Source organism: Oscillospiraceae bacterium MB08-C2-2 (assembly GCA_035621215.1).
Lineage (GTDB): Bacteria > Bacillota > Clostridia > Oscillospirales > Ruminococcaceae > WRAV01.
In genome coordinates this window covers 2477905-2490332 of the sequence record CP141729.1, presented here as the reverse complement: position 1 = coordinate 2490332, position 12428 = coordinate 2477905, and the positions used below count along the sequence as shown (strand labels likewise).

The 12428-nt window shown below is 54.6% G+C and carries 13 protein-coding genes; 2 read left to right on the top strand and 11 right to left on the bottom strand.

Annotated elements, in window-relative coordinates:
• Positions 1-58: 58 nt before the first annotated feature.
• The 9 genes from U6B65_11190 to U6B65_11150 all read right to left on the bottom strand — a co-directional run bounded on the left by U6B65_11190 (position 59) and on the right by U6B65_11150 (position 8360).
• The gene (locus U6B65_11190) at positions 59-871 is read right to left on the bottom strand and encodes an acetyl-CoA carboxylase carboxyltransferase subunit alpha (protein WRS26888.1); all 813 of its coding nucleotides are present in this window, start codon (positions 869-871) and stop codon (positions 59-61) included.
• The gene (gene accD / locus U6B65_11185; protein WRS26887.1) at positions 864-1733 is read right to left on the bottom strand and encodes an acetyl-CoA carboxylase, carboxyltransferase subunit beta; all 870 of its coding nucleotides are present in this window, start codon (positions 1731-1733) and stop codon (positions 864-866) included. Before accD ends, U6B65_11190 begins: the two co-directional genes overlap by 8 nt.
• A gap of 41 nt (positions 1734-1774) precedes the next feature.
• On the bottom strand, positions 1775-3139 hold the full coding sequence (locus tag U6B65_11180) for an acetyl-CoA carboxylase biotin carboxylase subunit (protein WRS26886.1): 1365 nt from the start codon (positions 3137-3139) through the stop codon (positions 1775-1777).
• Positions 3140-3365: 226 nt separating this feature from the next.
• The gene (fabZ, locus tag U6B65_11175) at positions 3366-3806 is read right to left on the bottom strand and encodes a 3-hydroxyacyl-ACP dehydratase FabZ (protein ID WRS26885.1); all 441 of its coding nucleotides are present in this window, start codon (positions 3804-3806) and stop codon (positions 3366-3368) included.
• 83 nt (positions 3807-3889) lie between these two features.
• The gene (gene accB / locus U6B65_11170; GenBank protein WRS26884.1) at positions 3890-4336 is read right to left on the bottom strand and encodes an acetyl-CoA carboxylase biotin carboxyl carrier protein; all 447 of its coding nucleotides are present in this window, start codon (positions 4334-4336) and stop codon (positions 3890-3892) included.
• A gap of 5 nt (positions 4337-4341) precedes the next feature.
• A complete protein-coding gene (fabF, locus tag U6B65_11165) occupies positions 4342-5583 on the bottom strand; it encodes a beta-ketoacyl-ACP synthase II (GenBank protein ID WRS26883.1) in 1242 nt (413 codons plus the stop codon).
• Positions 5584-5638: 55 nt separating this feature from the next.
• Positions 5639-6376, bottom strand: a complete 738-nt coding sequence (fabG, locus tag U6B65_11160) for a 3-oxoacyl-[acyl-carrier-protein] reductase (protein WRS26882.1) — start codon at positions 6374-6376, stop codon at positions 5639-5641.
• Positions 6369-7322 (bottom strand): enoyl-[acyl-carrier-protein] reductase FabK, encoded by a 954-nt coding sequence (gene fabK, locus U6B65_11155; protein ID WRS28945.1) that lies wholly within the window; start codon positions 7320-7322, stop codon positions 6369-6371. Before fabK ends, fabG begins: the two co-directional genes overlap by 8 nt.
• Positions 7323-7370: 48 nt before the next feature.
• Entirely contained in the window at positions 7371-8360 is a 990-nt protein-coding gene (locus tag U6B65_11150; GenBank protein WRS26881.1) for a beta-ketoacyl-ACP synthase III, read from the bottom strand.
• A gap of 363 nt (positions 8361-8723) precedes the next feature.
• On the opposite strand from U6B65_11150, the gene U6B65_11145 reads away from it, so the two are divergent.
• Entirely contained in the window at positions 8724-9650 is a 927-nt protein-coding gene (locus U6B65_11145; GenBank protein WRS26880.1) for an ACP S-malonyltransferase, read from the top strand.
• A gap of 4 nt (positions 9651-9654) precedes the next feature.
• Positions 9655-10164 (top strand): shikimate kinase, encoded by a 510-nt coding sequence (locus U6B65_11140; protein ID WRS26879.1) that lies wholly within the window; start codon positions 9655-9657, stop codon positions 10162-10164.
• A gap of 514 nt (positions 10165-10678) precedes the next feature.
• Here the strand turns inward: U6B65_11140 and U6B65_11135 are convergent.
• Positions 10679-11332, bottom strand: a complete 654-nt coding sequence (locus U6B65_11135; protein ID WRS26878.1) for a thiamine diphosphokinase — start codon at positions 11330-11332, stop codon at positions 10679-10681.
• A complete protein-coding gene (rsgA, locus tag U6B65_11130) occupies positions 11329-12228 on the bottom strand; it encodes a ribosome small subunit-dependent GTPase A (GenBank protein WRS26877.1) in 900 nt (299 codons plus the stop codon). The genes U6B65_11135 and rsgA overlap by 4 nt, the downstream gene beginning before the upstream one ends.
• Between the last annotated feature and the right edge of the window lie 200 nt (positions 12229-12428).

Genomic DNA, 12428 nt, shown 5'->3' with positions numbered 1-12428 from the left:
TATCACAATATGCAAGCCTTTTCAATAAGAAAAGTGACTGCCAATAAAATTATTTTGGCTACTCTAAAAAATCCCCTATTTTGCGGAATTTCTGGTAGCGTTTTTCCAGCAATTCCTCGATTGGCTGGGCCGAAAACTCCGCCACAGCCTCCTGCAAATAGCGTTTAAGAGCCGCCGCAGCCATCTGGGGGTTTTTATGCGCGCCGCCCACCGGTTCTGCAATAATATGCTCTGCAATGCCAAAGCCCACCAAGTCCTCCGCTGTGATGCGAACCCGGTTGGCCGCCTCCTTTTCCCGGGAGGCATCCTTCCACAGAATGCTGGCAAAACCCCGGGGGGAAATTACCGAATAGGTGGCGTTTTGCAGCATGGCAAGCTGATCGCATACCCCCAGTGCCAAAGCGCCGCCGCTGCCGCCCTCACCCAGCACCACCGAAATCACCGGGGTGCGCAGGCGCATCATTTCCATCAGGTTCTTGGCAACCGCCTCGTGCTGGCCTCTCTCCTCCGCCTCAACGCCACAATAGGCGCCGGGGGTATCAATGAGGCAGATGACTGGGCGGCCGAATTTCTCGGCCTGCTTCATCAGGCGCAGAGCCTTGCGGTAACCCTCGGGATGGGGCATACCAAAATTGGAGGCCTTGTTTTCATCCAGATTTTTGCCCTTCACATGAGCAATCACTGTAACAGGGCGGCGATCCAATCGTCCGATGCCGCCGATAATGGCCGCATCATCCCCATAGCAGCGGTCACCGTGAAGCTCGATAAAATGCTGAAAAATCTGGGGGATATAATCCTTGGCTGTGGGCCGGGCTTTGTTGCGGATCAGTTCAATGCGTTCCCATGGGGTTAAGGCATTTGCTTTACTCATGTCCTTCCCTCCCCCAGTCATGGAATCGCAGAAGCCTGCCCAACCGCTGTTTCATATCCTGCCGCTTTACGATCACATCCACAAAGCCGTGCTCCAGAAAAAACTCCGCCGACTGAAAATCATCCGGCAGACGCTGCTTGATAGTACCCTCAATAACCCGCCGCCCGGCAAAGCCGATGATCACCTTTGGCTCCGCCAGAACAATATCCCCCAGGGAGGCAAAGCTGGCCGCCACGCCGCCGGTGGTGGGATCGGTGAGCACTGAAATATACAGCAGCCCGGCATCGCTGTGGCGGGCCACCGCCCCGGAGGTTTTGGCCATCTGCATAAGGGAGACAATACCCTCCTGCATACGAGCCCCGCCGGAGGCCACAAACAGAATCACCGGCAAGCCCTTCTCAGTTGCCCGCTCAAAGGCCCGGGTGATTTTTTCACCCACTACAGAGCCCATGGAGGCCATCATAAAGTGGGAATCCATAATCCCAATCACACAGGGCTGGCCCTCAATGGTAGCCTCCCCTGTAATACAAGCCTCTTTCAGCCCGGTGGACGCTTGAAGCGCCGCTATTTTTTCTGGGTAGCCATCAAAATCAATGGGATTTTTGGATAGCATATTTTCGTCGTATTCCAAAAAGGAGTTCACATCCACCGTGGCGGCAAGCCGCTCCTTGGCTGTGAGCCGGGCATGGTAGCCGCAATTGGGGCAAACCTTGCCGGTCAGCTCAAAGTTTTCCATGAACTCAACCTTTTGGCACCGGGGGCACTTAAAAAGCAAATCCGCCGGCACTGAAATAGAGCCGGTGTTCTCGGTCTGCGGAATGCCAACCCGGGCTTTTACTTTATCAAACAGATCCTCCAGCATGTAAAAGTCTTCCCCCTCACCACACTTTTAGCGCTTCTGGCCTATTTTCCAGAAGCCGCCTTCTGTGCCGCCAGCTTTTTGCCCAGATAGGCAATATCATACTGGCCGGCCGAAAAGTTCCAATCCCGCAAAATATCCAGCTGAAAATCAATGTTGGTATCAATACCCGAAACCAAAAATTCCGCCAGCGCCCATTTCATCTTGGCAATGGCCTCCGCCCGGGTGGGGGCATAGGCAATCACCTTGCCAATCATGCTGTCGTAATGGGGCGGAATGGTATAACCCGCATAGACAGCGCTATCCACACGGATGCCGGGGCCGCCGGGAACCAGCAGTGCATCAATGGTGCCGGGGCTGGGGCGGAAATCCTTATCCGGGTTTTCCGCATTGATCCGGCACTCGATGGCATGACCCCGCAGCTGAATATCCTCCTGCGAAAAGGGAAGGGGCTGGCCTTGGGCAATGAGAATCTGGTTCTTCACCAGATCGATGCCAGTCACCATTTCGGTGATGGGATGCTCCACCTGAATGCGGGTGTTCATCTCCATAAAATAGAAATCCCCCCGGGCATCCAGCAAAAACTCGATGGTTCCGGCGTTGTGGTAGCCCACATGGCGAACCGCCGCTTTGGCCGCCTCACCCATTCTTTCCCGCAGCTCCGGTGTCATCACCGGGCAGGGGGATTCCTCCAGAACCTTCTGGTTGCGGCGCTGGAGCGAGCAATCCCGCTCACCCAGATGCACCACATTGCCCCGCTCATCGGCTAAAACCTGCACCTCCACATGGCGGGGGGAAACAATAAACTTTTCGATGTATACACTGTCATCCCCGAAGAATTTCAGTGCTTCCTCCCGGGCGGCCACAAAGGCGTGCTCCATAGCCGCGGGCTTTTCCACCAAACGGATGCCCCGGCCGCCGCCGCCTGCGCTGGCCTTAACCATAATGGGATAGCCGATTTCCCGGGCAACGTTTTCGGCCTCTTCCACTGTGGCCACAACGCCATCCGAACCGGGCACCACCGGCACACCGGCCTCCTGCATGGTTTTTTTGGCCCGGGCCTTGTTGCCCATCAGCTCAATGGCCTCCGGCCGGGGGCCGATGAATTTGATGCCGCATTTTTGGCAGTTGCGGGCAAAAACAGCGTTTTCTGATAAAAAGCCGAAGCCGGGATGCACCGCCTGTGCCCCAGTCAGCTGGCAAGCGGATAAAATTGCCGGAATATTCAGATAGCTTTCCCGGCTGGAGGCAGGGCCAATGCAAACGGTCTGGTCTGCAATTTTGGCATGCAAAGCACTGCGGTCGGCCTCAGAGCAGACCGCCACAGTACCAAGACCCAGCTCCCGGCAGGCCCGGATGATCCTCACCGCTATTTCGCCCCGGTTGGCGATTAATACCTTACTAAACATTGCTTGACTCCTAACATCCCCATAATGACAGCATGGGAAGCAATTTGGAAAATGAAGAAACCTAAATTCAGCCCATTTTACGTTATTGCTCGCAGGCGGATTTACTTTGTCTGCGATTTCCTTAGCTCGCCCCCAGGGCGGGGGGCGAAACCAGGGGGCACACGAGGGGCATAGATTCCCTCCAGGATGACAAACCTTTATCGGTTTGTCATCCTAACCTGCCCTTTTATTCCGGCTGCGTGTAGGCAAAGGTCAGCTCACAGCTGACAACCTTATCACCCAGCTGGTTGTAAGCAGTGCCTCTGCCCACGCCGACCATGCTTTTGAGCTTGATCATTTCCACTTCCAGAGTCAGCACATCACCGGCAACCACCGGCTTGCGGAACTTAGCTTTATCAATTTTGGCAAAAAGACCGATCTTGCCTTTATTTTCTTCCAGTGAGCCGGCGCAGACAGCACCGGTCTGGGCCAGCATCTCCACCATCAGCACACCGGGGGTTACCGGCATCTGGGGGAAATGCCCCGCAAACCAAAAGTCATCCTCCCGGATGGAGCGCCTGGCAACGCATTTCACACCCGGCTCCAGAGCAATAACCTCATCAATGAGAAGAAAGGGGTCACGATGGGGAATAATTTCTTTGATTTGTTCCTGATTGAGCAGCACCATGGTTTTTGCCCTCCTCTAATGTTTTACACAATTCAACAGTAAAAAGCAGCTTCCCATACCGAAGCGCTTAGATAAAGCCCAGCCTATTCGATGCGCAGAATAGGCTGGCCGAATTCCACACCTTGGGCATTTTCCACCAGTATCTCGGATACGGTTCCTTCCAGCTCGCTGGCAACCTCATTCATCAGCTTCATGGATTCGATGATAAACAGCACATCGCCCTTTTTCACCTTCTGGCCTACCTTGGCAAAGGCAGGCTTATCGGGGGCGGGCGACTCATAAAAGGTTCCCACAATGGGAGAGGTCACCAGCTCCCCTTTGCAGACAGGGGCCTGAGCGGGAACAGCCGAAGCCACCAGCTGGGAGGTGACGGTTTCCACCGCCGCAATCTGAGCCGTTCCTGCCGCAGGAGCCGATTCCAGCTCCAGCTCCAAGGCGCCCAGCTTCATTTTAAACGAGGTGAGCCGGTTCTGGCTCATGGTCTGCATGAGATCCTTGATCTCTGCAATGGTAATATCCTGCTCCTTCATGGCCATCACTCTCCCGTATATTTTTTAAAGGCAAGGGTTGCGTTGTGCCCGCCGAAGCCCAGCGAATTGGAAAGAGCATACAGCGCATCCTTTTTCCGGGGGCCTTCGGTGATATAATCCAAATCGCATTCCGGGTCGGGCTTCTGGTAGCCTGCGGTGGGAGGGAGTATTCCCTCTTGAAGGGCTTTGGCACAAATGATGCTTTCCAGAGCGCCCGCCGCACCCAAAAGGTGGCCGGTCATGGATTTTGTGGAGGATATGGCCAGCTTGGCGGCCGCCTCTCCAAAGGTAATCTTTACCGCCATGGTCTCGCATTGATCGTTGAGCTCAGTGGAAGTGCCGTGAGCATTGAGGTAATCCACCTGTGCGGGGGTAATGCCCGCCTCGTTGCAGGCAAACTCCATGGATTTGGCCGAGCCCATGCCGCTGGCATCGGGGCTGGTGATATGGAAGGCATCGTCGGTGGCGCCATAGCCCACGATTTCGGCGTAAATCTTAGCGCCTCTCTTTTTGGCGTGCTCGTATTCCTCCAGAATCAAAACCGCCGAACCCTCACCCATAACAAACCCACCCCGCTCTGCATCAAAGGGGATAGAGAGGCGGTCAGGATCGGTGCTTTTAGAAAGCGCACCCATATTGTTGAAGCCACCCAGCGAAAATTCGGTAATGGCGGCCTCGGCTCCGCCTGCAACGCAGGCATCCAAATAGCCGTGCTTGATTTTACGGAAGGCCTCACCCACTGCGTGGTTGGAGGAAGCGCAGGCAGAAACAGGGCAGAAATTTTCGCCCTTAAAGCCGTGATCAATAGCGATCCGGCCGCCTGCCATATTGGAAATCATCATGGGAATAAAGAAAACGGAAACTCGGTTGGGGCCTTTTTCTAGATATTTGGTATGCTCTGTCTCAATGGAACGGAACCCGCCGATGCCGCTGCCCATAATGACACCAATGCGGAAGGGGTCCAGATCATCGGCAAAGCCGCTGGCATCCGCAATGGCCTGATTGGCCGCCACACAGGCAAATTGGGTGAAAAGATCCATGCGGCGAGCGTCCTTTTTCGGAATGCCCATAACCTCGGGATCCCAATTTTTGATTTCAGCCGCATATTTTACATCAAAATCCGAAGTATCAAAGCCTTCTATTGCAGAAAAGCCGTGTTTTTTTGCCAAAAGATTGTTCCAAAGGGTATCCACATCGGTTCCCAGGCTGGTCACAACGCCCATGCCTGTGATCACAACTCGTTTCATCGCATTCGTTCTCCTTCTTGCTTGATCAATGGATTCGGTGAAAACACAGGAGGGCTTACATGGAAAGTCCGCCGTCCACCAGAAGAACCTGGCCGGTCACATAGCTGGCCTCGGCTAAAAACAGTGCCACCTGCGCCACATCTTCTGCCTTGCCGAAACGGCCCAAGCTCACTGCCAACAGCATTTTCGCTTTCAGCTCATCAGAAAGCACATCGGTCATGGGGGATTCGATTAAGCCGGGGGCAATGGCGTTGCAGGTGATCCCCCGCTTGCCCAGCTCCTTGGCTGTGGTTTTGGTCATACCTATAATGCCCGCCTTGGAGGCGGAATAGTTCATCTGGCCGGGATTGCCATAAACCCCGGCAACCGAAGCCATATTGATAATGCTGCCGCCACGGCGCTTGATCATACCCTTGGCCGCATGGCGGGTCATATTGAACACACTTTTCATGTTGGCTGCAATGACATCGTCGAAATTCTGCTCGGTCATCTGCACCAGAAGGCCATCCCGGGTAATGCCAGCATTGTTAACCAGCACATCCACGGCTCCAAAGGCCTCGGTGACCTCCTTGACCAATGTGGCGCACTGCTCAAAATCCGAAACATCCGCCACAAAGCAGGCGGCCTTTGCACCCAGCTCTTCGCAGGCGGCCTGTGTCTGCCTGCCGCCGTTTTCCAGGGTGGAGGCGTTGTAGCAGTTGATGGCCACATTGTAGCCCTTGGCGGCAAAAGCCTTTGCCAAAACGGCACCTATGCCCTGTGAGGCTCCTGTAATCAAAACTGTTTTATTCAATTGTCATACCCCTTCCCTGTGTATAGGAGCCCAGATAGCGCACCGTGCTCTCCATAAGCTCCTCGATAATGGCTTGGGCTGATCTGATTTCGCAGACCAGACCGGCACTTTGCCCCGCCATGAAGGAGCCTGTTTCCAGATCGCCCTCCATCGCCGCCCGGCGCAGGGAACCCAGCGCCGCTTCTTCAATTTCTTCTTTAGAAAGCCGTTCCTCCTCCATTTGGAGAAGGCGGCGGGTAAATTTATTGCGCAGGCTGCGCACCGGCAACCCGATGCTGCGGCCGGTAACAACGGTATCACTGCCCTTGGCCTCTATAACCATTTGCTTATAGGCCAAATCAGCCGGGCACTCCTGAGCGCAGAGGAAGGCTGTCCCCATCTGCACACCATCCGCCCCCAGCATCAAAGCGGCAGCAAAGCCTCTGTGATCGGCAATTCCCCCTGCGGCTACCACAGGGATACTCACGGCATCCGCCACTTGGGGAACCAAGTTCATGGTGGTCATCTCTCCGATATGGCCGCCGGCCTCACAGCCCTCTGCCACAACAGCATCGGCTCCCGCCCGCTCCATACGCTGGGCCAAAGCCGGAGTGGGCACAACCGGCATCACCCGGATGCCTGCGGCCTTCCACTGCTCGATGTATTTGCCCGGGTTGCCTGCCCCTGTGGTGACCACTGCCACCTTCTGCTTGATGCAAATCTGGGCAATATCATCGGCAAAAGGGCTTTTAAGCATAATGTTAACCCCAAAGGGCCGGTCGGTCAGCCTTTTTGCCTTGAGAATTTCTGATTCTACCACCTCAGGGGGGGCCGAAGCCGCACCGATGAGGCCAAGACCGCCAGCCTGCGAAACAGCCGCCGCCAGCATGCCGTTGGAGGTCCATGCCATGCCGCCCTGTATAACCGGATAAGTAATACCCAGAAGGCGGGTCAGTCGTGTTTCCAGCATACCATTCTCCTTTTTATGCTTGTCTTGCTTTTCGGGAAGAGGCCATTACCATTCCAGAATCGAGGCTCCAAAAGAAAGCCCCGCCCCGAAGCCCACCACACAAAGCTTATCCCCTGCCGCAAGCTTTCCACTGCGGAAAAGCTCATCCAGGCAGATTGCCATGCTGGCGCTGGAGGTGTTGCCGTATTTTTCAATATTCACAATCATTTTTTCCATAGCCAGCCCCAAGTTTTTAGCGGCTGTTTCAATGATACGCAGATTGGCCTGATGGGGAATAATCCATTTCAGATCAGGGGGGGTAATGCCCAGCTTTTTGCAGGCTTTCTCCACTGCCATGGGCATAGCCCGGGTGGCAAATTTATAGACCTCACGGCCATTCATATAGGCAAAGCCGTTTTCATTGGTTTCAAACATGGCGTTTTCAAAGGAGCCGGTCTCAAAAGGAACCGGCTTTTGGGGCGGAACACAGTACATATGTTGGGCACCACGGGAATCAGAGCCTAAAAAGGATGCAAAGGCCTTGTTATCCGCTCGGGTGACTACGCTGGCTCCCGCACCGTCACCAAACAAAACACAGGTGGCCCGGTCGGTATAATCGGTAACCTGGCTGAGCCGCTCGGCGCTGACCAGCAGAACAGTATCCACATCCCCGGTCATCAGATACCGCCAAGCCATATCCAAGCCGTAGGCGATGCCGGAGCATGCCACATTGATGTCGATGCCGAAGGCATTGTTGGCCTCAACAGCGTTTTGCACCATATTGGAAACAGAGGGGAAATCATAATCCGCAGAGGCGCTGGTTACGATGACCATATCCACCTGATCGGCGGTGATGCCCGCCGTCTCCAACGCCGATTTGGCCGCCTGTGCGCCCATATACCAGACCGGCTCATGAACAGCGATATGCCGCTCTTTCATACCGGTTCGGGTGGTGATCCATTCATCCGAGGTATCCACCAGCTTGGCGAAATCTTCATTGGTAACAACAAAATCCGGGACGTAGCTTCCCGTTCCCAGAATTTTCAGTCCAGTCATGGCGCATCTCCATTCTCCCGCCGCAGGGCAGGCTCAGAATTCTTTACGGTCAAAATACAGGAATTTCTGTATAGTCAAGCCGGTCTTTTTATGCTATGATAAGAATTAAGACCGAGGCTAAAATGTAACACTTGTTATATTCCCTAGCATAAACCCTAATCCATCATTTGTCAACGGCTTAATAAGAAATATCCCTTATAGGGCTTTGTTTTCGGCACTTTTCAGAAAAATGAAGCCATCCGGGGGTTTTTTGACCGCATTTGGTCAGAATCAAGTATAGTGCCAAGCTACCGCCGAATTTTGTCGGGATTTGCATTGCATAAGCCCGAACTGCGTGTTCTTGGTGAAAGGAATGATGTTGTTGTGAGTAAAACAGCTTATTTATTCAGCGGGCAGGGCTCCCAATACCCGGGCATGGGCAAGGAGCTGTATGATGCTTTCCCGGCTGTGCGCCAAATTTACCAGTGCGCCGGGGATATCTGCGGCTTTGATGTGGCCGGGCTTTCCTTTGGGGGCACAGCCGAAGAAATGGCTGATACCCGAGTGGCCCAGCCGCTGATCTATACTCTTTCTCTTGCCTGCTTGGAGGCGGCTTCCCAGATTCGTTCCGGTGCCCCCGATGCGGTAGCCGGGCACTCTCTCGGCGAATTTGCCGCCCTGACCTGTGCAGGGGCCTTTTCCATGGAGGATGGCTTCCGCATCGTGGCCGCCCGTGGCAAGGCCATGCAGGAGGGTGCTGGCGATGCACCCGGTGCTATGTTTGCCATTTTAGGCTCGGATGAAGCGGTCATTGAAGCTTCCTGCCGTATGGCAGGCGGTCTGGTTACACCGGTTAACTACAACACGCCTTCCCAGACTGTGATCTCCGGTGAAACGGCATCTGCCGAAGCCGCCGCCGAGGCACTGGCCGAAAAAGGCGCCAAGGTAATCCGCCTGGGTGTTTCCGGGGCCTTCCACACCGCCCTGATGAGCGGTGCCGCTCAAAAGCTGAAAGCAGCCTTAGTGGATGTGACCTTTACACAGCCTCAAGTTGATTTCTATTCCAACGTGACGGGTGCAAGGCTTGATTCCATTGAAAGCTTCCCCGATTACTTTGAGCGGCATATGATCAGCCCGGTTCGGTTTGTCTCCCAGATTGAGGCCATGGTGGCCGCCGGGGTGGATACCTTTGTGGAGCTGGGGCCGAAAAAGACCCTGTGCCAGTTTGTAAAGAAAATTACCAAGGAGCCTGCCGCTTTCAACATTGAGGATGCCAAATCCTTGGAAAAAGCCTCCGGCCTGCTACGGTAACCTTATGGATAAAAACATTTTCCTTTGCGGCTTTATGGGCAGCGGCAAAACCACGGTTGGACAGGCTCTTGCCGGCCTTCTTGGCCGCCCCTATCATGATTTGGATAACTGGATTATAACCGCCGCCGGCATGCCTGTCAGCGAAATCTTTGCCCAAAAGGGCGAGGGCTTTTTTCGGGATGTGGAGCATCAGCAGGTGGTCTTGGCCGGTGGGCTTCGGGGGGCTGTGGTGGCCACCGGAGGCGGCGCCGTAACCTTTGATCGCAACCTGCCTCCCCTGCGGGAAAACGGTGCGCTGGTTTATCTGAACCCCGGCTTTGATGCCTGCTACAACCGCATTGCCGATGACCCGTTTCGCCCCATTGTGCAGAGCAACACCCGGGAATCCCTCTGGGAGCTGTATCAGAAGCGGCACCGCCTTTACAGCGGTGTGTGTGATTTTTCGCTGGATCAGGAGCTTACCCCGGAGGAATCCGCCAAGCGGATTGCCGACTGGTGGAACAGCCTGAAATAAAACTTATGATTAAAAGCGCCTTCCCCTTGCTTTGCAGCTGTGGGGAAGGCGCTTTTTCTATTACCTAAGTTCTCGATGCAGCGAGAACCTTTACTTTGTTCGTTTTATCCATTACAAGCAACGCTTTGAAACTTGGCACTCATGCCGTGCCGGGCACACACTTTCTCCACGATGAGAAAGTGTGCAAAGAATCGCCAAGGGGCACGCCCCTTGGTACCCCACCGCCAAGATATCGCAATATATAAATCGTTACGCTACGGTCGCACTTATGCCGTGCAGGCATATCCTTTCTTTTTACGCAGAAAAAGAAAGGATACAAAGAAAAATGAGCGCCACTGCCGTCAGGTAAAGCTCTTTATCAAAACAGAATCTTTTTTATTGGCCGTGGTCGCAGTTCCTCTGAGACCACTTAGCCTTTAAAGTGAACGGTTCATCCTTGCCCCTTGTACACAAGAGCAAGGGCTTTAACCCGATTAATCCCGAAATAGTTTTTCTTTGCCAACTTTCTTTGTTCCTAAAAAGAAAGTTGGGGTGTAACCACCACGGCACCAATACCATCTTCCACGGTAACGGTCACCACCGAGCCGGCAAATTCGTTGCTGATGGCCCGGGGATCAGAGAAGGAAAGATCATAACTTTCCAGCGGGAAACGCCCGCCCCGGATGGTCACTCCCCTGCACAGGCCCGATAAGGGCACCACCGAAAAATAGTGGTTTTCCCGAGGGGCAAGGGTAAGCTTGCCCCCTACAATGCCATACACACTGGTGACGCCGTCATCCAGCCGGGCCTCAAAGCCTTTTTCGGTGCACCAGCCCAAGGTCTGCAAATTGCCCAAGGTATGATCCAGCCGCCCGCCCAGTGTTCCCGCTAAGTAAAAATGCTGTGCACCCCGCTTGGCGCCTTCCTCCACCGCCAGCATACAGTCGGTGTAGTTTTTATCCACCGGGAAGGTCATGATGGGGATATCCTTTGGCATTTCGTCCACCGAATCAAAATCCCCCAACAGCAGATCGGGCACAAGCCCCATTTTGCGGCAAAAGGCCCAGCCTCCATCGGCACACAGGAGCAAGCCGCACCGGCTCAGCTCATGGGCTACTTTTTGGGGATCGGCAATGGCTCCCGCTCCGATCACGCCGCAGAGGCTTTTATCTTTTTCACTCAAGCTCATGAACGCTCAGTCTCCCATTCCTTGAGATTGCGGACACCCTCCAGCATGGTTAAGTAATTTTGATAACGGGAGGGAGCCAGCTTTCCTTCGTCAGCCGCCGCCTTGACCGCACAGCCCTTTTCGCCCCCATGGAGGCAGTCATGAAAACGGCATTTTTCCCTATAGGGGGCAAAATCCCGGAAGCACCCGGCCAGATGCTCCTTGTAGATGGTCTCCATCCGGGTCAGCTCCATGGTGGAAAAGCCGGGGGTATCCGCTACCCAGCCACCCTCTACGGGGAAAAGCTCCACATGCCGGGTGGTATGGCGGCCCCGGCCCAGTTTTTTGCTGGTTTCTCCCGTTTCAATATCCAGCCGGGGGTCAATGGCATTGAGCAGGCTGGATTTACCCACCCCGCTGTTGCCGGAAAAGGCGGATATTTTGCCGGTCAGGGCGTGCCTGACCTCTTCCAACCCTTGGCCGGTTTTGCTGCTGACCACAAAAACCCGGAAGCCGCAGGCCTCATACAGGCGGGCCAAATCATCGGGGCAGGAAACATCCGCTTTGGTCACGATAATCAGCGGCTCGATTTCCTTGTATTCCAGCACCGCCAAAAACTGATCGAGCACATAGAGGTTGGGAGCCGGGTCAGCGGTGGAAATCACCACGCCCATCTGATCCAGATTGGCCAAAGGCGGGCGAATGAGTGTGTTTCTGCGGGGATGAATCTCCATCACGGTGCCATCCCCCTCTGGTGGGAGCAGAATATCCACCCTGTCCCCCACGCAGGGGCTGCGCTTTTCCTTGCGAAAGACCCCTCTGGCCCGGCACTGGTACCGGGTTCCATCCGGGGTGAGAACATAATAAAAACCACCGGTAGCCTTTACAATCAGGCCTGTTTGCTGGTTATCCGCCATACTCCTCCTCACCTGCGCCGAAACCGGCACAAATACTCATACCCAAATGAAACAGGAAAAACTGTTTCATTTGGACAGGCTTTGCCTGTCTTGCCGCTTCCCCGGCATATGAGTGTAAAGAACGAATGCGCCGCTTACAGCGGCTTACGGCAGAAATGCCGTAGGTACCAAACAGCGCTGCTGTTTGATACGCATTCTAC